The organism is Deinococcus seoulensis, assembly GCF_014648115.1.
GTDB lineage: Bacteria > Deinococcota > Deinococci > Deinococcales > Deinococcaceae > Deinococcus > Deinococcus seoulensis.
On record NZ_BMQM01000012.1, the window covers coordinates 1 to 24,257 of the forward strand.

Genomic DNA, 24,257 nt, shown 5'->3' on the forward strand with positions numbered 1-24,257 from the left:
ACTCACAGGAACCTGCACCGGGGATCAGGTCACGGCCTATCTGGACACGCTGGCCGCCGAATGCTCCTTTTCTGAACCTGATTGAGGAGGTGTGGCGCAGATTGAAGGGCATCCTGATGCCCCGCCGCTGCTACAACTCGGTCGCTGAACTTCGGGATGCTCTGCTGACGGGTCTCAAGATTCTCGGAACTCGATTTATCTGAATCTTAAATGCGCTGTACTTAGTGTGGCTTCGATGACCGGCCTTCCTCCTGTGACGGTCACTCCCAGCCTGGGCGCTCCCGTTGCCCGCGCGGCGGCCTCCGGTTTCGGTATCGGGGGTGCGCCCAGGCGCCGCCCACACACGGGGCGGCGCCTGCGGGCAACGCGCGCCGCACTTCACTTCGGCGCGTGTTGCCGGACCTGCCGGGGTGCGCTTCAGCCGCGGATGAAGCTGAGCAGGTCGGCGTTCAGCTGGTCCTTGTGGGTGGTGGCGAGGCCGTGCGGGGCGCCCTCGTAGGTTTTGAGAACCGAGCCGCGCACGAGTTCGGCGGCGCGCATGGCGGTCGCCTGGATGGGCACGATCTGGTCGTCGTCTCCGTGGATGATCAGGGTGGGGACGTCGAAGGCGTGCAGGTCGGCTGTCTGATCGGTTTCGGAGAAGGCGGTGACGCAGTCGTACAGGGACGCGAGGCTGGCCTGCATGCCGCCCAGCCAGAAGGTGTCCTGCTGGCCCTGGCTGACGGCCGAGCCGGGACGGTTCGCGCCGTAGAAGGCTGGGGCGAAGTCCTTGAAGTACTGCGAGCGGTCGCGCTGCACGCCCTGGCGGATGCCGTCGATCACGTCGCGGGGCACGCCGTGGGGGTTGTGTTCCGTCTGGATCAGCAGGGGCACGACCGCTCCGACGAGGACGACTTTCTTCACGCGGGCCGTGCCGTGCCGCGCGACGTAGCGGGCGACCTCTCCCCCGCCGGTGCTGTGCCCGACGAGCGTCACGTCCCGCAGGTCGAGGTGCTCGATGACGGCGGCGAGGTCGTCGGCGAAGGTGTCCATGGTCTGCCCGCCCCAGGGCTGGCTGCTGCGGCCGTGCCCGCGGCGGTCGTGGGCGACCACGCGGTAACCGTGCCCGGCGAGGAACATCATCTGGTCCTCCCAGGCGTCGGCGTTCAGGGGCCAGCCGTGGCTGAACACGACGGGCGGACCCTGTCCCCAGTCTTTGAAGTACAGGTCGGTGCCGTCGGGGGTGGTGACGTATGCCATGTGTGTCTCCTGCGTGCCGGGTGGGCAGCGTGAACGTGACGCGCGGCGCTGCGTCCGGGCCGTCCGGGGGGCGCGCGTCTGAAGGCATGGTGCGCGGGGGGGCGTGACCGTCGCGTCACCGCCGCGTGACCATGACCGGCGCCTGCTGCCTTGCGTGGTCTTGCCTGCGGCGCCTCATTCGCGCAGGACGGGGCGGGCAGGGCGTTCTAGAGTGGGGCATGCTCAGAACCCTGGGTCGGCTGTCCCTGCCGGGCACGGCGCTCACGCGTCCCAAACCGCTGCTGCTGCTGGCGTACCTGGCGCTGGAGGGTCCGGCGACGCGGGAGGATCTGGTCGAGGTGTTCTTCGGCGGTGAGCGGGGCGGGCCAGCCAGTCTGCGCAGCACGCTGGGCCGGGTGCGGCGGGCGCTGCCGGGCGCGCTGGTCACGGAGGCGGGGCGGGTGGAAACGGGCGTTCCGTGTGACGCGGCGCTGTTCCTGGGCAGCCTGGACGGGGGGGACGTGGCGGGCGGCGCGGCGGCGTACGCGGGGGCGTTCGTGCAGGGCGCGCAGGTCAGGGGCTGGACGCCGGAACTGGAGGGCTGGGTGTACGGGGTGCGGGAGCGGCTGGGGGAGCGGCAGCGACGGGCGCTGCTGAGCCTAGCGCTGGACGCGGCCCGCCGCGCGGAGTTCGGGATGGCGGCCGGGCTCGCGGTGCGCGCGGCGGCCCTGCGGGAAGCGCCGGACCTGACGCCCGGTCAGGCGCGTTTGCTGCGGCGCTTGCTGAGTGCCGGGGACGCTGCGCTGCCGGTGGAGTTGCGCGGGCTGGACGGTCCGGACCCGGCGGGCGCGCGGCGTGAGCTGCTGGAACTGGCGTGGCAACCGGACGGCGAACACCACGGGTCGGGGGGCAGCGGGCCTGGAACGCTCAGGGGCGCGGTCCTACCCGGCCCCGGACTGCCCGCCGTTGCACCGCCCGTCCCTGCACTGCCCGCCTCTGCATTGCCCGCCTCTGCGCCGGGGGGCGTGGGGTTCGTGGGTCGCGTGGCAGAACTCGGTGTGCTGCTGCGCACGCTGGACATGCCGGACGCGCAACTCGTCGTGATCGTCGGGCCCGGCGGGATCGGCAAGACCCGCCTGGCGCGGGAGGTCACCCGGACCTTCACGCGGCCCGGCGGCGCGGCGTTCCTGACGGTCGAGCCGGACTGGACGCCGGCACAACTGCCTGGCGTGCTGGCCCGCGCGCTGGGGCGGCCCGAACCGCAGGAGCCGGACCCGGTGCAGGCGCTCGCGGGGCTGCTGGGGGGCCGGGAGGCGCTGCTGGTGCTCGACAGTGCCGAACTGCTCACGGGCGGCCTGGCGTGGCTGGGGACGCTGCTGCGCCGGTGCCCGGACGTGAAGGTGCTCGTCACGTCCCGCGAGCGGGTGCCGCTGGATGAGGCATGGACGCTGCACCTGCGCGGCCTGACCCTCCCGCCCGACCGGGCGGGCCGTGAGCAGGTGCGGGCGTCCGAGGCGGCGCAGTTGTTCGTGGCGCGCGCCACCCGGCAGCGGCTGGACCTGCCCGTGGAGGGGGAGTGGCGGGTGATCGCGCGGATCTGCGCGCTGGTGGGCGGGTCGCCGCTGGGGCTGGAACTCGCGGCGGCCTGGGCGCGGCTGTGGCCGCTGGAGCGGATCGAGCAGACGCTCACGGAGTCGCTGGACGCCCTGACGGACGCGCCGGACGGGAGCGGCGCGGGCCGGCCGGCGCGGCATCACAGTGTCCGGGCGGTGTTCGAGCAGAGCTGGTCGCGGCTGGGCGCGGCCGACCGGGCGTCCCTGGCGCGGCTGTCCGTGTTCAGCGGGAGCGGCAGTCCGGACGCCGCGCAGGTCGTCACGGGGCAGGACTGGGCGGGCCTGGCGCGGCTGGTGGACGCCTCGCTGCTGGAACTCACGCCCGGCGGCCGGTACCGGCTGCACCCGCTGATTCAGCAGTTCGCGGCCGAGCAGTTGAGCCGTGACCCGCAGGCCAGCGCGGACGCGGCCGCGCGCCGGCGGGCCCTGACCCTGGCGTTCACGGAGCGGGCGGGTGAGGCGCTGCGCGGCCTGGAAGACGAGGCCGGGTGGGTGGAACGGACCTTTCAGGAGTTCGGGAACCTGCGGCAGTCCGTGACCGAGTGGCTGGCGCTGGGGGAGCCGGAACCGGCCGCGCGGAGCCTGAATGCCCTGCGGCCCTTCTGGAGTCGGGGGCCGGCGCTGCGGGAACTGCTCGGCTGGTACCGGCAGGTGCTGCGCGTGCCGGACGCGCTGCCCGTGCCCGTGCGGGGCCTGACGTTCCTGTGCGCCGGGCAGATCGCCATGAACCTCGCGCTGCACGGCGAGGCGCACGGGTTCCTGCAGGCGGCGCTGGAAACCGACGCGCAGCGCCGGCCGCCCTCCCCGCTGATTCACCTGATGCTGGGCACGAACCTGACCCGGCAGGGGCAACTGGACGCCGCGCGCCCGCATTACCTCGCGGCGCATGACGCGTTCCGCGCGGCCGGCACCTGGAACGGCGTGGCCAGCAGCCTGAACAGCCTCGCGTACGTGCAGCGCCGTCAGGGTGACCTGGGTGGGGCCGCCATGACGCTCGCGGACGCGCTGGACGCCAAGCGCCGCGCCGGGGGGGATGAGGAGAGCGTGCTGCTGAACCTCGCGGCGGTGCATCATGACCTGCGGGAGTTCGCGCGGGCGCGCGCGCTGTACGTGCAGGCGCTTCAGGGCACCGTCCGGCGGCAGTTCCTGAATCAGATCGCGCCTGCGCTGGCCGGGCTGGGCCGCCTGGCGCTGGATGAGGGGCGGCCCGTCCTGGCCGCGCAGTTGCTGGCGGCCGCCGACGCGCAGGATGACCGCACGGACAGCGTCCGCAGTGACGAGGACCGCCGTGAGCGTGACGGCCTGATCCGCCGGGCCCGCGCGGCGCTGGGCGGGCCGGAGGACGCGGCGTTCACGGCCGCGTGGGCGCAGGGGCAGGCGTGGACGCCGGAGGACGCGTTGCGGGCCGTCACGGGGGCGTGACCGGCCCGGGTCAGGGTTTGAGGACGGTGTTGTAGTTGTAGTAGTACCCGGCGCTGGTTCTGGGGACCTTGTTGATGACGACGCCCGCGAGGTTCGCGCCGGTGCTGCCGATGGTGGTCAGGACGCGCTGCAGTTCGGGGACGCTGGTCTCGCCGCTCTCGACGACGAGGATCATGCCGTCCATCTTCTGCCCGATCACGTATGCGTCCGCGAGTGCCAGGACGGGGGGCGTGTCGAGCAGGACCAGGTCGTAGTTCGCGGCCCAGATGCGCAGCTGGTCGGGCAGGCCGGGGCGGCTCAGGAGTGCGGCGGCGCGGCGGCCCGTCTCTCCGGCGGGAAGGTAGTGGATGTCCCCGCCGACGTCCAGGGCGCTGGCCTGCGTGGGGTGCTCGATGGCCTGCGTGACGTCGCAGCGCAGGGGGACGGTGTTGCCGGGCAGCGCGACCCAGGGGCGGCCGGAGACACTCCAGTACTCCTGCTGGGAGGGGCGGTGGAGGTCCATGTCGATCACGAGGACTTTCTTCCCGGCGGCGCTGTAGGACGTGGCGAGCGTGGCGACCAGGGTGCTCTTGCCCTCGGCGGGGCGGGGGCTGGTGACGGCGATCACGGCGCCCTTCTGCGGGACGGCGGAGGCGAGGTTCACGCGGATGAAGCCGCTGGGTTCGTAGAACTCGCCGGTGCGGGCGAGTCCGACGACCTGTCCGCGTTTGATGCGGGCCACGCGCGGCAGTTCCCCGAGGGTGCTGACGCCGAGTTGCAGGACGTCCCCGGCATTGCGGACGCGGCGGCGCAGGGCGTCGGTCAGCAGCGCGGCGCCCGCCCCGGCGAACAGGGTGAGCAGGAACACCAGCGCGGCGTTGCGTCTGGGTTTCGGGGAGACGGGGTTGCGGGGCGCGTTCGCCTGGGCGAGCAGCGTGAGGTTCCCGCTGGCGCCTTCCTCGAAGACGGTGGCCTGGGAGAGGTTCAGCAGGAGTTGCCCGCGCGCCGCGACGAGACTCTGCGCTTCGAGGCTCCCTTCGGGCAGCGCGGCGAGGCGGCTGTTGAGGTTGTCGAGTTGCGCCTGCAGGTTCTGCCGGGCGCGGGTGACGCCGGCGCGGGCGCGTTCGGTGTCCCACTGCAGCAGGGCGCTGGCGGCGGCGTCCGCGAGGAGCTTGGCGGCCATGGGCGTCTCGGCGCTGGCCTTGACGTCGTACACGCCGCGCTGCTGCTGGTCGAGGCGGGCCTTGACGGTCAGGCGGGCGTAGGCGTCCGTGGCGAGTTCGTCGTTCAGGTCGTCGCTGATGGCGGACTTCACGTCGCTGCTCAGGTCCGTCGCGGCGATGGTGCTGATGATCCGGTCGACGCTGGCGCGGGAGTGCACGACCTCGTCCACCGCGCCCTGCGGGAGCTGGCTGGCCGTGACGCTGGAGCCGCGCAGGACGTCGTTGGCGTTGTCGGGCATGGCGGACATCAGGCTGGTCGTCGCCTCGAACACGGGCGCCTGGCGGCTGCTCAGGACGTACGTCGCCCCGCCGAGCAGGACGGGCGCCGCGATCAGGGGCAGCCAGGCGCGCCGCAGGACGGCCAGTACCTGGAGGAGATCGATATTATCGGAACTATAGCTGGTAGTTTCAGGTTTCAGTGTCATGTTGAATCAAGCCTCAGAGGTGGAACGAAGATACAGCCAGTCGGACGTCGTGGACGGGATTGACCGCGGGGAACGTACCGGCATGCGGGAACGTCACGGGCAGGACCTGACGGCTCCCTGCGACCAGAGACGTCGCAGGTAACGCCAGGAAGCGCGGGACGTGGCAGGTCAGAGTTCAGCTCATCACTCCAGGGTGGACGCCACGTTCGCCGTGAACTGCTCGGATGCGCCGGGTGCCAGATGCCTCATCAGTGTACGACCCGGCGCTCTCAAGCTCAGCTGCCCGCAGTGGTCGCCCATTCCGCCGTCTGCGCGAGGCCACTCTCCAGTGTTGTGAGGCGTCCGATCGCCGCTTCGTATGAGGTTGGGTCGATCACGGACCGCTCAAGGTCCCCTGCGCGGGGAGGGGCAAATCGCAGCTGGGGCGTGACGCGCAGCGCCTCAGCCAGCTGCTCGGCCAGCACCCGCGTCGTGACTGGTACGCCCGTACCGATGTTCAGCACGGCCGGCGTCTTCCCCTGCGCGGCCATCAGATTCGCCCGGGCGACATCCGTCACGAACACATAATCCCTGATGCACCCGTCATCCCCGGTCTCCTGACGTGCATTGATCGTAATTTCCTGACCCTGAACGAGGCGGGTAGCGAAAATAGCCACGACGCCCGCCTCACCATGTGGATTCTGTCTGGGTCCGTACACGTTGGCGTACCGCAGGATCGAGTAGGCCAGTCCGTACTGCTGCTGGTACGTCTGCAGGTACGTCTCGAACGCCAGTTTACTGGTCGCATACGGACTGTACGGTCGGGGAACCGAGGTTTCCGTGGCCTGCTCACCGTCAGGTACTTCGCCATAGATCGCACCGCCTGTCGAAGCGAACACGACCCGTTCCACACCACAGTCACGCGCGGCATTCAGAACGTTCAGGCCGCCAATGATGTTGACACTGGCGTCCAGCATGGGATCACGAACGCTGACACTGACACTGGCCTGCGCCGCCTGGTGACTGATGACCGTCGGTCTGAACTCAGTCATGGCCTTCAGCACACCGGCCGCGTCGCGCACGTCCACCTTGTACAGGCGGGCTGCTGGTGGGACGTTACTTTCAGAGCCGGATGACAGGTCGTCCAGCACGGCTACGTCCCACCCTGCCTGCAAAGCAGTCTCGACCACGTGACTCCCGATGAATCCCGCGCCTCCCGTAACCATTAATCGTCCGCTCATTCACTGCAGCCTATCCCAAGGAACCTACCCCCGGATCACCATGTTGGTGTCGCAGGCATCACCCGGCGGCCAGCCATTCCGTCGTGTATGGAGACGCAGGGTGCGACAGGATGTACAGGGACGTGCTGTACGCATTCACTTCAATAGGTGAACCGCGTCCGAATTGCCCGGTACCCCCGGCAGGGGCGGGATCCCCTGTCATCGCCCCTGTCTGCCGTCATACCAGGGAACCAGGTCGAACGGCGCTACGCACCACACTTCAGAGTGCCCATCCTTCTCCCTGGCAGTTCTTAACGGTGCCGTAACGCCTGTTCATGCACTGTACGGCACATGCACGTACCTGCCCCGCCGCCACCCAGTGTGCTCCGACCACAACTGCGGCCGTTATACGGTGTCCCCCTTCCCCTTGGCGACGAGCGGCTTCATGAATGCGCACATTGGGGATCGACCTCAGGGCATGAGTGGTATCTTCATAGATATTTTGCCGCGCCTCATCCAAGCGCCACATAAAGCACTTCCGCAGTACCTGCCAGACGATCAGGTCAATGGAGCCCCCCGACACGCCCCCCTCCACTCTCCTTCCCTTCAAGGCACCCGGAGTGACCATGATGCTCAGCAAATTTCACCACAACGATCGCGTCCACCACGTCCGGTCACTCCAGACCATGCTTGTCGGCATCGACGCCACCCTGCTGGTCGGCCTCGTCACCATCATCGGCATGACGTTTCATTCCGAGCACCTGCGGCAATTCATAGCACTCTGGCTACTGAGCGGCGCCGCCGGCTGGTTGATCAGCCGGGAACGCCGACACGCCCTCGTACTCGACTCCTACATGCGCGCCATCATCGCGCCCGTCACTGCCACCCTCATCGCCGCACTACTGCAACTGATCTTCTTCAACCAACTCAACATCCTCAGCAACTTCCTGATCCTCGCCACCTGGTCAATCACCATGATCATCAACCGCCTGACAATGCGCCGACGCATCCCCGTCATACAGGTCGGAACGATGGGCGCAATCCGAGCCACCTACCCCCACGACCAACGCATCGAATACGTACCCCTCACCCGCCCGGAAGACATCACCCTCAGAGAAGTGGACGCCCTGCTGATCGACCCCGCACACCTTCCCAGCGAACGCTGGCTGGACGTCGTCTCGCACGCCCACACCGCAGGCATGCCCGTCTGGACCCCCACCACACTGAACGAAGAAATCCGCGGGCGGGTCTCCCTCGAATACCTGCAGACCGCCCACATGAACCGCTCCTACTTCAAAGACAGCTACGCCCCACTGAAACGCGTGCTGGACCTCACCGCCATCCTCCTGTTCGCTCCCTTCCTGCTCACCACCCTCGGCATCGTCGCCCTGATCGTCCTGCTCGACGCAGGACGGCCCGTCCTGTTCTGGCAGACCCGCATCGGCCAGAACGGCCGTCCATTCCGAATCGCCAAGTTCCGCACCATGAAAACAGACAGCGAAGCACACGGCGCCGCGTTCGCCCGCACCGGAGACACACGCATCACACGAATCGGAAAAGTACTCCGCAAATTCCGCCTCGATGAACTCCCGCAGTTCTACAACGTCCTGCGAGGAGACATGTCCATCATCGGCCCCCGCCCCGAACAGGAAGCGTTCGTTCAGGAATTCCAGCACTCCATCCACCTGTACCCCGTACGTCACTGGGTCAAACCTGGCATCACCGGCTGGGCACAGGTACGCCACGGCTACGCAGCCGGCGAAGACGAAACCATTGAGAAACTGAGATTCGACATGTACTACGTCAAGAATTTCAGCTTTGCACTCGACGCCCGCGTCGTTGCACACACCCTATGGACTATAATGACGGGCTTTGGCGCTCGCTGAATTGAATGTTAAAGATTTTATGATTTTTCAAAATTTATTGCCTATCATGTTCGAAAATCGCAATAGCGAACTATTTTCGCGTGACTATAATTATCATGTCAACCTAGTTTTAAAAACCTGCAAAATGCTTAATTTGGCTCGAAAGAGCAATATAGAAACGGATATGAATATGAATTTAGCAGACTTAAGCATAGCTAGATTACTAAAGAAGTACATAAAACGCACATCACGCGTGATTATTCAGCACACTTAGTCATTCGGACAAGAGACGGTCACTAATTTATAAGACCGCCCCAAAACCTTAAGAGGAGTAGTTTAATGATATTCAGATGCATGAAACATGATAGCAATATTTATGCCATCCTGCTTAAAATTAATTATTATGAAAATTAAACCTCTGAGCCAGAATTTATCTAAAAGACTGAACAGTAGTAGGATTTTGAGTTTTGCTAGCCACGTACTAACCGGTTCTGCTGCGGGACAATTGATTTTACTTCTTTCTATGCCCCTCTTGTCCAGGATATATAGCCCTGATGATTATGGGATATTTGCCACCTACTCTTCAGCGCTTACCGTTCTGATTGCCGTGACCGTTCTAAGATTAGATTCATTGATACCAACTATAAGAAGTGATAATGAAAGTATAAATGTTACAAGATTGGGCTTATTTCTTTGCCTATCTGCCTTTATTTTACTATCAGTAATAGTAAATAGACTAGATACGGGCTATGCGCTCATAGATAAGGTAATTAATTCGCCAATTTCATTCCTATTACCGATCGCGGTTCTCCTGTCAGGAATATATCAGATACTTTCTGGATGGGCCGTCAGAAAAGAGGCTTCACTATTAATAGGTAGGACAAAATTAAGCCAGAGCATTGGTTCGGTAGTTGCACAAACATCTTTCGGTTTTTTCGGAAATGGCCCAATAGGATTAGGTTTAGGTCAAATCCTGTATCAGTCAATCGGTATCAAATCTCTTTTTATGCTTTTCTCAAAAGAATCTAAAGACAAAATCAAGCTCTCAGATATGATTGCCACCTTAAAACAGCACAAGGATTTTATTATTTTAGGATTTCTGTCCAGTGTAGCTAATATATTAGTTATTCATTTGCTAATTTTTTTCCTATCGAATTCCTATGGCGCTAAAGTAGTGGGATGGACTTTGCTAGCACAAAGGATATTAGGGATTCCGGTAGACTTAATATGCACAGCAATGGGTCAAGCATTATTATCAAGAAGTAGTTCTAGATCCAGTGATGAGTTAAAGGATACTTTTTTGGAACTTATGAAATACCTGATCCCTATGTCAGTAGCTATTTCCATATTTTCTCTTATTCTACCGCTTTTTATACCTGCGATTTTTGGAAATCAATGGGAGGAAGTTGGAGATATATTAAAATATCTAGGAATAATGTATTCAGCTAAGATAATCTCGTCTCCAATTTCGGTAGTTTTAATAGTTTTAGGGAGATATAGACAGATATTATACATAGATATACTTAGACTATTTTTAGTTTACGTCACAATGGTAAACTTTAATACTAGCTATAAGTCGGCTATACTTTCTTATAGCGCCGCCATGACTTTTTTTTACATCGTATACATTTTTTATACATATTACTTTGTTGCCGTCTCTCGAAAGCGTTAACATTGCTATTAGTAAAGATATCAATCTGAGTCGTGGGATTGAATCAGATCCGTGCTAGGCATATTTCAGCGCATCGTCCTAAATTCAAAGCAACTCCAATTTCTAATGATATCAATAAGACTAATAAAGAAAACGCCGTAGTATTCAGTTAAAAGGAGCTAAAAATGTATATAAGTGATACGACTATTTTTGAGCAAAATTATGATTGAATTCTTTATCGCTCTATATTTTATCTATTTTTTCTTTATTAGTAAGTACATTTTCGGCAACCCACTATCTTTTAGATCAAACCCACTTTTGTTAATGCATATAGTGCTTCTATCACTTAATTGTATTGGCATCGTATCAGCAAATTTTAATTCTGAAAAACCCTATTATTACTCCTTTTCAACTGATTTGGGTATTAATCTTGCAAATTATTGGCTGTTGGTTGCTACAAGTATATTTACAACCTTTTTTTGTCTCATGTTTAGAATATATAAAATGTATACAAAAAGAGTTTTCGTTAGCGATCAGGCAAAAGGTGATTTTTCCTATATAAAAATAGCTTATGATATACTAATTATTATTTCAACTGCTCTAATAATTTATTTAATCATGTATTCACCATCAGTTCCAATTATTAATATACTTAACTCCGAAAGTGATTCACTAGCAAGGCAGCGCGTGGAGTCAAAAATGCTATTCCAGGGAAATTCATATATAAAAAACGTCTTTATATCCAATATAGTGCCGTTTACCGGGCTTTTGGGGTTATCTTTATACAATCTCAAATTAATCACAAATAAGCTAAAGGTTGCATATTCAGTTTGTCTTAGCATTTTAGTGCTCTTGTTTGGATTAGATAAAGCCCCCTTAATATATTTCATGATTGGAGTCTATATTACGACCGGCTCATACCTTAGCACAAAAGCTAAACTTATAATACCTATAGCATCCATAATATGGATATTTGTGAGCTATACACTAATTATGAATGTAAATCCTGCCAAAATGTTAGATTTATCAGATGTTACCTCGCCTTTATATAGGTTAGTTTACGGTTCATATGAAATGTATATCCTATCCTTCTCTTTATTTCCGAACACCTTTGATTTCGAAGGATTGACATTCTTTAATAGTATAGTTGGCTCGGAACCGTTTGTACCTCCAGCGAGGTTGATGATGGAACATATTAACCCATACGGGGTATCATCAGGAGTTGCCGGGCTCGCCAATTCTTACTTTCCAAGCGAGGCTTGGGCTTTCGGAGGTGGGCTCACTGTCTTTATGATTTCTCTAATTGGCGGCGCGACCTGGGGAATAGTATTTGCATATATCACATCAAAAACCCAATCACATGCAAAGCCATTATATATATCTGCCTACGCTTTCATGAGCATCCAGTTGGCTATTATAACTCAATCTAGCGCCTCAAGATTAGTTTATAACCCTGAGATCACATTATCAGCACTGTTAGTTATCACAGTAATTGCGTTTTCAAAAATGCTAAATACCAATAGAGTGTTTCTTAAGCCAATAAGGAGATCTATAAAATGAAAGTAGCATATTTCTGTGATGATAGAATTATTTCAGGCACAGCAGCGGAGGAGCATATTAGAGCTATTGCCATTGCTTTTCATAAGCATGGTCACGAAGTTGTATTGTTTACTCCTCAAGGAGGAGTCAGTCAAATTGATGGTATCTCAAAAATTATTGAATTTGATGGAAAAAATGCATTAATGAGAGCAATTAAAGCAATGAGTAGTCTTAAGAAAAATGGACCTTTTGACTTCATATATTTGCGATATCGTGGTTCACAGTGGATGTATCTATTTTCCAATACATTTAGAAAATATCAAAAATTTGTAGAAATTAATGGAATAATGGAAGCAGAGTTTAATATTCCACCTATTAGGAGAAAGCTTATTCAGGCCATTCAGAAATCTCTCGAAAAGCCCTTTCTTGAAGGCTCTGCATGCATATTTGTTACCGAGCACATGCTTGAATACTACTCTAAAAAATATAATATTAAACACACTAGATACATAAGAAATGGCACTTTCGCAGATGAGTTCTCTAGAAAAGACGCATGGAGTAAAAAGGTAAAATATAAAGGAGTATTTGTCGGAAGCATAGTTTGGTGGCAAGGTCTAAATGAATTAATCACCGCTTCAAGCAATATTACTAATTTCGAGCTACATGTTTATGGCGATGGACCAGATCTTGAGAGCATTAAATCTCTCTCAGAAGAAATTAACACAAAAAACATCAAATTTATGGGAAAAGTCTCACCTGCCCACGTGAGAAATATACTTAAAGAGTATGATATAGGCTTTGCCACTAAATCTATAACTAACGAGGAGCTGTCGCCTCTAAAACTGTACCAGTATTGGGCTGCCGGTCTACCTGTTATCGCAACTAATCTAAGCGGTATGGAATTAGTGGAAAAAATACAGGGCGGACTTCTGTATCAATCAGGAAATACAGATGATTTGAGATCAAAAATAATCAGTGCCTTCGAAAATATTGATAGTCTTGAACAAATGGGCCAAAATGGAAGAAAATATGTCGAAAGCGAAGGAAGCTGGGTAAGGGCCGGCAAAGAAACGGTCGATTTTGTGAACTCAATTATCCCATGAAAATATTACATATAATTACCGGAATGACCTACGGAGGAGCTCAAAAATTCCTAATTTCTCTATCTCAAGAACACATCAGAAGTAAGGCTGAGGTTGCTGTAATTGGCCTATACCCTGGACCACTAGGGCAATCACTGAATGATTACGGGATTACATATTTCGAATATAATTTCAAAAGAAAAATTGATCCACGCATCCTATTTGAAATAATGAGAGTGATAAGACAGTGGAGCCCAGATGTGGTTCATACTCATTTGGGAACTGCGGATTTTTACGGTCGAATCGCTGCTAAACTATCTAAAGTTAAACGCGTGGTCAGCACTATCCATAATGAAGAGGACTGGAAAAGCAAAGCTATCTATCGTCACCTCGACAATTTTTCTTTGCTTTTCGCGGATTATATTGTTGCTTGCTCAAAATCTGTTTACGAATCTCTAAATACTCAATCTGAATCTAATAATAAGATAAAGCTTATCGAAAATGGCGTTGATACCTCGATTGAGGTAAGAAAAAGCAGAGAAGACATTTACAGAGAAATCAATATTACCACTGATAGCCGACTCATTGTTTGCATCGGAAGACTTGAGGAACAGAAAAATCATCAACTTCTTTTAAAGGCAATATCTATTCTCAAAAGACCCGAACTAAAGGTTTGTTTCATAGGTGCTGGAAGCCGAGAAGTATTCCTTAAGGAACTAGAGATCCAACTTGGTATTAGTGATAATATCATATGGATTCCTCAAACAAGTGACCCGTATTCATATATATCCGCGTCCGATATCATGGTACTCCCTTCTTTGTGGGAAGGATTGCCCATTGTTCTACTTGAATCTATGTCTCTCGAAAAATTGATTATTGCATCAGATATTGAATCACATCGTCATGTAATCAACAGCGGTCGCAACGGCTTTCTCTTCAGGTCAGGTGATGCCGATGACTTGGCGCGCTGTATTAAAGCCGCACTGGATATAGATAAAAACCTTTTAAAAGACATAGAGGTCAGTGCAAATCAAACAGTAAAGTCCCGTTATGATATCAAAGAGGCAGCTCGTAAATATATGGAGGTATATACCAATGGAAAGTTATCCTCTGCCGAGTGTTGACATAGCGATTCCAGTTCATGATGGAATTAAGGCTCAGGATTTAAGAGAATGCCTTGAATCGGTTAAGAATCAGTCATATAAACCAATAAATATTTCAGTCTATGTTGATGGAAACATCAGATCAGAACTGGATGATGTTCTTGTTGAATTTCAAGATTCATTGAGCGTTAATTATATGGAAAAGATTGGATTGTCAGCAATTCTAAATTATTCGATACTATTATCTAGATCCCCTTATTACGCCAGAATGGATGCTGATGATATAATGTACACCGATAGAATAAAGATTCAGGTAGAATACTTGCAAAGAAATCCTGATATAAAAATTTTAGGGACTTCATTTACTGAATTCACCACCGCTGAATCAAAACATCGAAATATGCCACATGATCACAAAATTATATCAGAAATGCTTCACTACCGTAATCCATTTGCCCATCCGACGATAATGTTCAGAAGGGAAGTTTTCAAAACTATTGGCCTATACTCTAGGAATTTTCCATATGCAGAAGATCTAGAGTTATGGACGCGCGCCGATATCAATAGCATAAAGATGACCAATCTACCTCAGCAACTTCTCTATTACAGAATGGGGGAAATGCACGCGAGGCGCAATAATTTTATTGCCTTTAAGTCTGAAGCTAAAGTTAGATTGAGAAATAGCACGCGATCTCCAAGGATTTTTCTGCTTAAAATAATCGCTATAACCTTCAGGCTTCTCCCGCCGAAAATTGCAAAATTTGCATACAAAATCAGGAAATGAAGTTCTAAGCTTGTGATCTGTGATTAGCGGTCGACCGAAAGGTCAAACGCCCAGTCAGCGCATCAGGCCGGCCAGGACCGCGACGGGGTCCTGACCGCGCAACCGCGCGGTCTCCACGGTGGACTTGATCCGCGTATACGTCTGCGCGGCCACTGCATTCTTACTGCACTGCGAGACTTTCCTCGCCATCACCGCCGTCCGCAGACTCCGTTCCGCGGCGTTGTTCGTCGGTGGAATGTCCGGGTCCTTCAGGAACCGCCACAACCAATCGAGCACGCTCTCTTCAGGATGCCCAGTCGGAGTCGCTCGCTCGCTTTCGACTGCAGTGGTGCCCGGTTCAGCAGGGCGTCCAGGCGCAGGGTAAGACACTCACCCTGCTGCGCGTACTCCTCTCGCGTACAGATCCCAAGTCACGTCACCAGGACGCCGTCCTGGTGAGGGCACCTTCACGCACAAAGCTCCACCCACGCCAGAGCAGATCACGGCCACCGTGGAGGTCGACACGCCCAACACCTGTCCTCGATGTGGGTTCACGGGCCTGCTGATCTTCACCCGTCAGGACAAGGCCTGGGTCACGGGATTCTCCTTCACCTTACGCCGCTCATCACGAGCAGAAGTCCTTCCCGCCGCCATCCCCAGGAACGCCAAAGCTACAGCTGAGGTACCCGGAATGGCTGTCAGGTGGGCATCGTAAATTCCCACGAACACAAGCACCGGCACCAACCCCCACGCCAGCAATGTCATCAACCCGGTCCCCAGGAGGGTCGAGGCGAAGAGAGCACCAAAGAGTACTAATCCAACTGTCCCAATTTCCGAGGCCAGTTGCAACGCGTCATTGTGGGTATAGTTCACGCTTTTGCGATCCATGGTGGTACCACCTGCGCGCTCCTCTCGTCGGTATGTCGGGGCTTCGCTGTAGAACTGCCCGATGCCTGCACCCTCGACCCGGTGATCGGCCCACAGTTCCTGTCCGTACCGCCAGACGGCCTGTCGTTCACGGACAAATGCTTCCCAGTCGCGACTGATACCCAGTTTCTGCTGGTTGGCTTTGAAGGTGGCCTGCCCTGCTGGTGTGGTGAAGTACGTGGCGCCGCCGATCCCCGCGGCCAGGACCAGGGCAGTCAGGGTAGCGCCAGTCACACGGTGCTTAACCCATACCCATACCAGGAAGGGTGTGGCAGTGGCCAGCAGAACCGCGGGGATGCTGCTGCTGTCTGTTTTCAGGTTCAGCCAGTGCAGGGCAGCCAGCAGGGCAATCAGCAGCGGGCTATGCAGGTGTGGGCGGGTAAACAGCAACAGGCCGGTGCTCAGGCCTGCCAGGATGATCAGGTAGCCGCTGAAGTGACTGGGGTTGAAATAGGGGCCGGTCACCAGTTCCGGGCCGGTGCCCGGGTAGTACTCGAAGCCGGGGACGACGGTGCCCCTGGTCTGCAGGAACGCCAGGATCAGGGTGGCAGCGCCAGTGATGAGCATGCTGCTCAGGATCACCCATTGCCGGGCACGAGTGATTGCCAGGACATGCAGGCTGACGGCAGTGCCGATCACGGCGGTCCACACGCCAGCCCAGCGGTACGCTTCCCACTGGTAGGGAGCCCAGGTGGTGCTGAGCCAGATCCAAGTCAGGAACAGCAGGGCCGACGCGAGCCACCAGGGGTTATGAATGGTTACGCGCCCCCGGATGCCCAGGGCAGTGACAGTCAGGGCAGTGGTGAGGCAACCGAGGAGGATCAGGCCGCTCATGCCCCAGCTGAACGTGGACCCCTGCGCGAGCGGTCCCCACGCCAGGGTCAGGCAGGCGGTACCCAGGGCAACCCATTCGAATCCGGTGGCGGTACGGTCGCGTACGGTGGTGGATGTCACGGCTGGACTCCCAGGGTTTTCAGGCCCGCTTCACACTCAGGCACGATATCGATGGCCCAGCAGCGACGGTAAGCAGTGATGGCCGGAGTCTCCTGTCCGGAAGCTGCAAGGTAGCGGGCGCGTTCCAGCCAGTAACCCGCGTTGTTCGGGTCGAGTGTCAGGGCAGGTTCGAGGAGTGTCAGGGCGCGGGCGTACTGTTCCTTGAACGCGTACATCTGGGCGTGCTCGAAAGCTGGCAGGGTGCTGCTGGGACTGATCAGGCGGGCGCGTTCGTAGGCCGCGTCAGCTTGCTGCTGGAAGGTGGGGACGTCCCGGAAGTGCCACAGTGCGCGGGCGGCGCGGGCATAGGCCAGGGTCACGTTCAGGTCTCCTGGCGCCACCTGAGTCGCCTGTTTATAGGTAAGAAGAGCCTGATCGAACTGAAAGTTCTCCTGTTGCGTCTTTGCAGTCGTCATCAGGCGTTGTACCTGCAGGTCACGGGCAGCAATAGACGCTGGAAACATGAGTGCCGTCAGGAATACGGGAATCAGAGGCCACGGTAATGAAAGTGAGATCACGTGACTCCCAGCATACTGCGCTGTCAACGCCAGGTTGTACATGGGAATGCAAGAGAATCCCCCTGAACTGATGACGCAGTTCAGGGGGGACGTTGTGCAGTGAAGTCCGGTTCAGTTACCGCCGCCTCGGGGCGTCACGGGTGCAGTGGCGAGCGTGGCCGCGCGGTTCGCGATGGTCGCGGCAGCCGGATTGTTGATCAGGGTAGCCAACTGGGAGAGGTTGTTGACTGCCACGAGACTCGGATTCTCGGCGATGAGGCGTTTGACCCCTTCGTTCGTGAGGGTCTTACCGGTCGCGGATTCCAGGACGGCACGCACCACGAATTCCATGGGAGCCGCATTGAACTTACGATCGAACAGCTGCTTGAACGCTTCCTCGGAAATGCGCAGTTTCGAGGCCTGCTCCTTGAACTGGGCCGGGGTCAGCTTCTCCAGAGTGGCGAGCGACAGGAACACTCCACGGGCACCAGCGATGGAAAGCAGGGCAGCGTACCCACTGACGGAATTGGCAGCAGACTGCGCCTGGACTGACGGGGCGAACAGCGCGAGGGCAGAAACGGACAGAAGAAGCTTTTTCATGGTGACTCCTTGGAACTCGAGACGAGTGACTGCAGAAACGGGAGGCAGGTCAATCTGTCAACACCTTACTGCACCGGATGTTACCCAGGATTCTATCATCTGCCCTCAGGTGCATCAGAACAGCTGCGAGCACATCGAATCAATGAACACGCAAACCTACTGGATAGGCGCCCAAACGTCGAGAGAATGACGGTGACGAGGTCTGTACAGCCAGCGTTGAAGGCAACCCCCGAATTCAGATATGCATGGGACCACCCGCGGACGAAGAGACTGTCTAACGCTTGGAGTTCATCGTGACAGGTCATGCGTTACGTCACCGTTAAGAACCGTGAACTGCAGGTGTCGACCAAGAGGCGAACAGCAGATCTGGCCTGACCCCAAAGCTTGGACACTTTCGAGTAGAGACTCGATTCAAGGACGAGCGTACACTGTTGCCTTCCCTTTTTCACCCGGTGGTCGGGATGACGGCCGCATGTGCGGTGTCCTGCCCGCACATGGGGACGGCAGGCCGGCCACCGGCCTCCCTGGTACGCGTACACGGCCCCCAAATGAGCGCAGCGCCCCTGAAGGTCAGGCCCCTGTGAGAGTGCAGAGCGCAGAATAAGCGCATGGCGCCGCGCCCATCCTCACCGTCCGGCACGGACCGCAATCCGGTGAAATTCCGGGTGCTGGTGATGTTCTTCGGGGCGGGAGTGGGGCTGGCGGTGCTGGCCCTGCTGTTACCTGACGGGCCGGGGGCGTGGCCTGCGCTGGGGCGGGCACTGCTGGTGGGGAACGGCGTGTGCAGCCTGAGCGCACTTGTCCTGCTGATCACTGCGCGGCGTCGGCCCCCGCTGAGCCGCTTCGATCTGCCGCTGCTGCTGCTCGCGCAGGCCGCCACGCTGGGCGGCGTGCTGGGCGAGACGTTCCTGTTCGGCACTCAGTATTCCATCATGACCCAGCTGTGGGTGACGGTCTTCGCGGCCGGATTCCTGCCCCGGCGGCTGGTGTGGGCGCAGCAGGGCCTGGGACTGGCCAGCATCACGCTGATGGTCTGGATGCGGGCCGAGTACGGTGCGACGTCCCCGCACTCGCGGGGGGTGGATGTGCTGGTCACGGCGTTGCCCGTGGTGCTGACCGGGATAGCCGTGGCGTATTTCCGGGGCGAGGCCGAGCGTGAAGCCCGGGCACTGGAAGCGGCCGGGCGCACTGACCCGCTGACCGGGCTGGGCAACCGGCGCGCCCTGTTCGAATCCTTCGGCACCCAGCAGTCCGGCGCGCAGGAACTGACCGGGCTGGTCATGCTGGACATCGATCTCTTCAAGGGCGTGAACGACCGTTACGGGCACGCCGAGGGTGACCGCGTGATCCGGGTACTGGCCGACGTCCTGCGGGAGCACGCGGCGCCCCATGACCTGCTCACGCGGCACGGCGGTGAGGAGTTCGTGTGGGTGACGGGGATCAGTGACGCGCAGGCGCTGCTGGCACGGGTCGATGCGCTGCGGGTGTCGTTCGCGCAGCGGATCGATGGGCTGGGCGTGACTGTCAGTGCCGGTGTGGCCGTGACCACCCTACCCCCAGGTGATCCCGCAGCGGCACTGCCGGAGCTGCTGCGCCGGGCGGACGCGGCGCTGTACCAGGCCAAAGCTGCCGGGCGCAATCAGGCGCGGCTGGCGACCTGAAGCGGACATGGCCTAATGAAGGGAACGGCAGTCCGTGTCCGACGAACGGGCGCGGATCAGGTCCGACCGGCAATCCAGACGGGGGTCACATCGGCGCGGAAGCAGAAAAGTCGGGTGGACTGCGGGTGATCACGCGGTGGCCCGCCGCCCAGCAGGCCTACATTCACGCCTGCCTCCCACCCACCGTGACCAGCCCGGCCAGGGCTGCCCCACCGCCGCCCTGGCGCAGGACATCGCCCGCACCGGCACGACAGGCACACGCCAGGTCCTCGCCGACGGCGTGAACGACCTCGCCCGCTGGCTCGACACCGACGATCAGAGCGGCCTCATGACCGCCTGCACCATGCTCGGCGCCCTGCTCATCGCCCGCGCCACCCAGGGCACGCCCCTCTCCGATCAGGTCCTCGAACAGGTCCGAGGCGCCCTGACCGACGCCCGCTGAAACACCGCTACAGGCCGCGCATGGTGAACGCGCGGGCCAGCAGGGTGCGGGCGGGGCTGCCCAGCAGGGCGCGCATCAGGGTTTCACGCCAGGGTCCCTCCGGGCCGCTCAGGGGACGGCCGAGCCACATGTTCGCCTCGGCCTGCCGGGCGGCGCGGGCGGCAGAGGCGCGGCGGGCGGGACCGTAGGCGTGCAGTGGGCCGCTGTTCCCGGCGAGTGCGGCGCTCAGGCGGGGCGCGAGGTCGCGGGCGTCGAGCCAGCCGAGGTTCATGCCCTGCCCGCCGATGGGACTGACCTCGTGCGCGGCGTCACCGGCCAGCAGGATGCGCCCGGCCCGGAAGGTCGGCGCGAGGTGACGGCGCACCTGAAAGGCGCTGAGCATGGAGCACCCGTCCGGCGGGACGTGCAGGCCCGTGCGGGCGCGCAGCAGTGCGCTCAGGTCGGCGGGCGCGGCGCCGGGTGTCAGGTGCGGGGTCTGCGTGACCCAGCGGCGCCGCCCGCCGGGCAGCGGGAACGATTCGGTCACGCCGCCCGCCGAGAGGGTGATGACGGCGTCCGCGCCGTACGCGGTGGTGTCGGGAAAGTCACCCATCAGGTACGTGTTCGGGTACGTGCGGCCCGGGAAGGGAATCCCGGCGTCCGTGCGGCCCAGGCTGCGGCGCCCGTCGGCGGCGACCACGAACGCGGCGCGCAGCGTGCCGGTCCGGCCCTCCTCCTCGACGGTCAGTTCGGCGTGCGGTCCGGCGTCCCGGACGGCCTGCACGGTCACGCCGCGCCGCAGGACGCCCGGCGCCTGGGCGTGCAGGGCGGATTCCAGCAGCGTCTCGGTCTGCTGTTGCGGCAGGGACAGCACGTACGGGTGCGAGTCGCTCGTGCCCGCGAAGCCCAGTTCACCCAGCACGCCGGACGGGCCGCGCACCACGCCCCGGCGGATACGCACGCCCGCTCCCGCCAGCCGCTGCCCGAGGCGTACGCCGTCCCGGTCGGCTCCCAGTTCATCGAAGGCTTCCAGGGCGGGCGGGTGCAACCCCACGGCGCGCGAGTGGGTGCTGACGGACACGCGCCGCTCCAGCACGCGCACGTCCACGCCCGCGCGGGCCAGCAGCAACCCCAGGTACAGCCCGACCGGACCGCCGCCCAGCACCGCGACCTCGCAGGACGCCGGGGCCGTCCGGGGGCCGGGCCGCTCAGGCACGCCCGGCCTCCCAGGTGAGCAGGTTCCGGAACGGGAACTGCCGCCGCGCCTGCCAGCCGGGCGGCGCGACCCGCGCGAGTTCCGCGTGCGTGAACGACCGCCGCACCGACCGCAACCCGTCCACGTGAATGAACGACCCCCGGAACGTCCACGCGGTCGCCACCCGGAACGCCGCGTACGCCAGCGGGTGCCGCTCTATGTCACCGTGCACCGCCACGCGGGCGCACAGGGCCTGGGTGTCGGCCAGCAGCGCCGTGAGCTCCGGGCCGCTCAGGTGATGCAGCAGGTGATTGGAGATCACGAAATCGAACTGCCGTCCGGCCGCGCGCAGGTCCCCGCTCATCGCCTGCCGGTACGTCACGCCCGGCACGGGCGGCTGCGCGCGCGCGAAGGCGATGGCGCGGGCGTCCGCGTCGATGGCCGTCACGCGCAGCGTCAACCCGTCACGCGCTGCCCAGCGGGCCAGGTGGCGGGCCACGTCCCCGCCGCCGCACCCGACGTCCAGCAGCGTGCCGCCCCCCGCCCGCCGGAGGTGCGGGCGCAGGTCACGGCGGTACACCTGCTGCCAGCCGCTCACCACCCGGTTCACCAGATCGAACGACCGGTACGTGTTCGCCAGCGCCGCCGGGTCGCAGTGCGGGTCGTCCATCAACTCCGGAATCACCGCGCGGGAACGCCAGCCGCCCAGCGGGCCAGCCGCATCAGCACTCCGTATCAGTCGGGGCATCAGTCGAGGCCGCGGCAGACCGTGAACAGCCCGGACTCCACCGTCAGGCCCGGCCCGAACGCCAGCGCTCCCACCCGCTCACCGTCCACTCCGGCGTCCAGCACGTCCTGCAGGATGAACAGCACCGTCGCGCTGCTCATGTTCCCCGCGCGGCGCAGCACGTCCCGCGACGGCGCCAGTTGCGCGTCACTCAGGCCCAGCGCGCCCTGCACCTTGTCCAAGATCGCGCGGCCACCCGGATGAATCGCCCAGCGGTCCACCTGCGCGCCCCCGGCCCCGGCCAGCGCGAGGTCACGGGCCAGCAGGTCATCCAGGATCGGCGCGATGTTCGCCTCGATGATCTCCGGCACGTACGTGCTGAGCACCATGTCGTACCCCTGGTCGCCCACCGTCCAGGCCATGTCCTTCTCGCCCACACCCTCGGGCGTGAGCATGGTCAGCGAGGCGTCCATCCGCAGGGCGGGCGTCCCGGCCGCCGGCGTGCGGGCCGACACGATCACGGCCGCCGCGCCGTCCGCGAACACCGAGTTGGCGATCAATGTGTCCGGGTCGTTCGAGGAGTGCATGTGAATGGTGCACAGCTCGGCGCACACGACCAGCACGGCCGCGTCCGGGTTCGCCTCGCAGAACGCGCGCGCCATGCGCAGCGCCGGGAACGCCGCGTAGCAGCCCATGAAGCCCACATGGAAGCGCTGCGTCTGCGGACTCAGGCCCAGCCCACGCACCAGCACGTACTCCGGCCCGGGCGCGAAGAACCCCGTGCAGGACACCGTGATCACGTGCGTGATGTCCGCCGGAGCGAGATCCGTCGCGTCCAGCGCCGCGCGGGCCGCCGCGAGCAGCAGCGGCGTCACCTGCTCCACGTAATACGCGTTCCGCTCGCCGGTACTCGGCGTCAACATCCGCCCACTGACCGGATCGTAGAACAACCCCGCCCGGTCCGACGCGAAATCCGGCACCACCGAGTGCCGCGTGTCGATCCCGGAATTGTTGAAGATACTGGTCGTGAGCCGCTGCCCCAGCCGGTCGAGTTCCGGCTGCGCGCGGATCACGTCACGGATCACGTCCTGCGGGTAGGCGGTGTCAGGAAGAACGCCGCGCAGGGCGTGAAGAAAGACAGGCATGCGGCAGTCTAGTCGCCCGCACCTGACCCCCCCTACCGGGAACGTTAAGACCGCTCCCAGGCGATCCGGGCACGCAGCGCCGCGCTGCCTACAACGTCGGCAGCGCGTCATTGACAGCGCGTCCGGATCGTCCGGGAGGCCAGTCCGTATCAGGTGTCGGGGTCGTGCATGTCAGGTTTGAGGCGGCTGACGACATTGAGGACGAACAGGAAGATCAGGGTGGAACCGGCGGCCAGGACGTAATGGGTGAGGCCGCAGGCGACGCCGATGCCGGCGGAGGCGAGCAGGCTGGCGGCGGTGGTGAGGCCGCGCCGCTGCTCCTTGCCGGAGGAGAAGATGGTGCCGGCGCCGAGGAATGCGACGCCGCTGACGACGGCGCCGAGGACGCCGACGAGGTCGAAGCGGATGGAGGCGCTGTCGCCGCTGAACTGCAGGATCAGGCCCTCGGCGAGGACGACGAACAGGGCGGAGCTGCCGCCGACGAGCATCTGGGTGCGGATGCCGGCGCTCTTGCGGGAGAGTTCGCGTTCCCAGCCGATCAGGCCGCACAGGAGGCAGGCGCTCAGGATGCGCAGCAGCAGAAGCAGGTCGGTGAGGGGGTCGGCCATGCGCCGAGTATGCAAGGAGCGGTGCTGGGCGCCGCTGGATATGACGGAAAGGTTGTTCCCTCATACGGGCTTTCTCATGTCGGGAATGCTGTTCTCACGAAGTCAGCCGATCTGTGAACAGAGCCTGAGCAGTCGAAGCAATCTGGCACCCTCGTCGCTTTATTTTTTCATCAGGTAGATGACTGGCGTTCATATATGAATGCGCCCTTAAGGTCATCTCATGTCGATTATGAAGACTCAACCGCATTCGACATCTCTACTGGATCAGAACTGAAGGTGGAATGGCCGTCAGTTGAAGAGCTGATGCGCAGGACTCTCACGATCGGGCCTGAACTGGATGAATTAATGAATTTAATCAACATGCCTTCAGTCAACCACTGAAGAGATGACGGTCGCCGACT

20 protein-coding genes and 1 pseudogene are annotated in these 24,257 nt (G+C 59.7%); 10 read left to right on the top strand and 11 right to left on the bottom strand.

The genetic code is table 11. From position 1 onward, the window contains the following. A pseudogene (locus tag IEY70_RS21000) lies at positions 1 to 203 on the top strand (hypothetical protein); the annotation flags it as partial. A 214-nt stretch (positions 204 to 417) separates the two neighbouring features. On the opposite strand, the gene IEY70_RS09950 reads toward IEY70_RS21000, so the two are convergent. Beyond that, positions 418 to 1,239, bottom strand: a complete 822-nt coding sequence (locus IEY70_RS09950) for an alpha/beta fold hydrolase (protein WP_189064864.1) — start codon at positions 1,237 to 1,239, stop codon at positions 418 to 420. Between the two features lie 218 nt (positions 1,240 to 1,457). On the opposite strand from IEY70_RS09950, the gene IEY70_RS09955 reads away from it, so the two are divergent. Next, positions 1,458 to 4,253: an ATP-binding protein gene (locus tag IEY70_RS09955; RefSeq protein WP_189064865.1), complete on the top strand. Its 2,796-nt coding sequence runs from the start codon at positions 1,458 to 1,460 to the stop codon at positions 4,251 to 4,253. 10 nt (positions 4,254 to 4,263) lie between these two features. Here the strand turns inward: IEY70_RS09955 and IEY70_RS09960 are convergent, their stop codons facing one another. Both IEY70_RS09960 and IEY70_RS09965 read right to left on the bottom strand, forming a co-directional pair. After that, positions 4,264 to 5,880: a polysaccharide biosynthesis tyrosine autokinase gene (locus IEY70_RS09960; RefSeq protein WP_189064866.1), complete on the bottom strand. Its 1,617-nt coding sequence runs from the start codon at positions 5,878 to 5,880 to the stop codon at positions 4,264 to 4,266. A 275-nt stretch (positions 5,881 to 6,155) separates the two neighbouring features. Beyond that, positions 6,156 to 7,100 (bottom strand): NAD-dependent epimerase/dehydratase family protein, encoded by a 945-nt coding sequence (locus IEY70_RS09965; protein WP_189064867.1) that lies wholly within the window; start codon positions 7,098 to 7,100, stop codon positions 6,156 to 6,158. 605 nt (positions 7,101 to 7,705) lie between these two features. On the opposite strand from IEY70_RS09965, the gene IEY70_RS09970 reads away from it, so the two are divergent. From IEY70_RS09970 to IEY70_RS09995, 6 genes are all read left to right on the top strand, one after another. Next, positions 7,706 to 8,965 (top strand): sugar transferase, encoded by a 1,260-nt coding sequence (locus IEY70_RS09970; protein WP_189064868.1) that lies wholly within the window; start codon positions 7,706 to 7,708, stop codon positions 8,963 to 8,965. Between the two features lie 382 nt (positions 8,966 to 9,347). Beyond that, on the top strand, positions 9,348 to 10,616 hold the full coding sequence (locus IEY70_RS09975; RefSeq protein ID WP_189064869.1) for a lipopolysaccharide biosynthesis protein: 1,269 nt from the start codon (positions 9,348 to 9,350) through the stop codon (positions 10,614 to 10,616). Between the two features lie 483 nt (positions 10,617 to 11,099). After that, the gene (locus IEY70_RS09980) at positions 11,100 to 12,155 is read left to right on the top strand and encodes a hypothetical protein (RefSeq protein WP_189064870.1); all 1,056 of its coding nucleotides are present in this window, start codon (positions 11,100 to 11,102) and stop codon (positions 12,153 to 12,155) included. After that, a complete protein-coding gene (locus IEY70_RS09985; protein WP_189064871.1) occupies positions 12,152 to 13,237 on the top strand; it encodes a glycosyltransferase family 4 protein in 1,086 nt (361 codons plus the stop codon). Before IEY70_RS09980 ends, IEY70_RS09985 begins: the two co-directional genes overlap by 4 nt. Before the next feature lie 23 nt (positions 13,238 to 13,260). Further along, positions 13,261 to 14,340: a glycosyltransferase gene (locus IEY70_RS09990; RefSeq protein ID WP_189064872.1), complete on the top strand. Its 1,080-nt coding sequence runs from the start codon at positions 13,261 to 13,263 to the stop codon at positions 14,338 to 14,340. Beyond that, positions 14,312 to 15,103 (top strand): glycosyltransferase, encoded by a 792-nt coding sequence (locus IEY70_RS09995; RefSeq protein ID WP_189064873.1) that lies wholly within the window; start codon positions 14,312 to 14,314, stop codon positions 15,101 to 15,103. The genes IEY70_RS09990 and IEY70_RS09995 overlap by 29 nt, the downstream gene beginning before the upstream one ends. A gap of 54 nt (positions 15,104 to 15,157) precedes the next feature. Here IEY70_RS09995 and IEY70_RS21415 read toward each other — a convergent pair whose 3' ends face one another. The 4 genes from IEY70_RS21415 to IEY70_RS10015 all read right to left on the bottom strand — a co-directional run bounded on the left by IEY70_RS21415 (position 15,158) and on the right by IEY70_RS10015 (position 18,099). Next, positions 15,158 to 15,379: an IS66 family transposase gene (locus IEY70_RS21415; RefSeq protein ID WP_373290776.1), complete on the bottom strand. Its 222-nt coding sequence runs from the start codon at positions 15,377 to 15,379 to the stop codon at positions 15,158 to 15,160. Positions 15,380 to 15,658: 279 nt separating this feature from the next. Next, positions 15,659 to 16,963, bottom strand: a complete 1,305-nt coding sequence (locus IEY70_RS10005) for an O-antigen ligase family protein (RefSeq protein ID WP_189064874.1) — start codon at positions 16,961 to 16,963, stop codon at positions 15,659 to 15,661. After that, positions 16,960 to 17,418 (bottom strand): BTAD domain-containing putative transcriptional regulator, encoded by a 459-nt coding sequence (locus tag IEY70_RS10010; protein WP_229777814.1) that lies wholly within the window; start codon positions 17,416 to 17,418, stop codon positions 16,960 to 16,962. The genes IEY70_RS10005 and IEY70_RS10010 overlap by 4 nt, the downstream gene beginning before the upstream one ends. 213 nt (positions 17,419 to 17,631) lie before the next feature. Next, positions 17,632 to 18,099, bottom strand: coding sequence for a hypothetical protein (locus tag IEY70_RS10015; protein WP_189064875.1), 468 nt, complete (start codon positions 18,097 to 18,099; stop codon positions 17,632 to 17,634). Positions 18,100 to 18,707: 608 nt separating this feature from the next. Here IEY70_RS10015 and IEY70_RS10020 point away from each other — a divergent pair. Together IEY70_RS10020 and IEY70_RS10025 are read left to right on the top strand one after the other, a co-directional pair. Next, positions 18,708 to 19,760, top strand: a complete 1,053-nt coding sequence (locus IEY70_RS10020; RefSeq protein WP_189064876.1) for a GGDEF domain-containing protein — start codon at positions 18,708 to 18,710, stop codon at positions 19,758 to 19,760. Positions 19,761 to 19,896: 136 nt separating this feature from the next. Further along, a complete protein-coding gene (locus tag IEY70_RS10025; RefSeq protein WP_189064877.1) occupies positions 19,897 to 20,202 on the top strand; it encodes a hypothetical protein in 306 nt (101 codons plus the stop codon). 7 nt (positions 20,203 to 20,209) lie between these two features. Here IEY70_RS10025 and IEY70_RS10030 read toward each other — a convergent pair whose 3' ends face one another. The 4 genes from IEY70_RS10030 to IEY70_RS10045 form a co-directional block, all read right to left on the bottom strand. Beyond that, a complete protein-coding gene (locus IEY70_RS10030) occupies positions 20,210 to 21,397 on the bottom strand; it encodes an FAD-dependent monooxygenase (RefSeq protein ID WP_189064878.1) in 1,188 nt (395 codons plus the stop codon). Next, positions 21,390 to 22,124 carry a class I SAM-dependent methyltransferase gene (locus tag IEY70_RS10035; protein WP_189064879.1) on the bottom strand — a complete coding sequence of 245 codons (735 nt, stop codon included), beginning with the start codon at positions 22,122 to 22,124 and terminating at the stop codon, positions 21,390 to 21,392. Before IEY70_RS10035 ends, IEY70_RS10030 begins: the two co-directional genes overlap by 8 nt. Then, positions 22,124 to 23,248 (bottom strand): type III polyketide synthase, encoded by a 1,125-nt coding sequence (locus tag IEY70_RS10040; protein WP_189064880.1) that lies wholly within the window; start codon positions 23,246 to 23,248, stop codon positions 22,124 to 22,126. The genes IEY70_RS10035 and IEY70_RS10040 overlap by 1 nt, the downstream gene beginning before the upstream one ends. Positions 23,249 to 23,397: 149 nt before the next feature. Then, positions 23,398 to 23,856, bottom strand: coding sequence for an MgtC/SapB family protein (locus tag IEY70_RS10045; protein ID WP_189064881.1), 459 nt, complete (start codon positions 23,854 to 23,856; stop codon positions 23,398 to 23,400). Between the last annotated feature and the right edge of the window lie 401 nt (positions 23,857 to 24,257).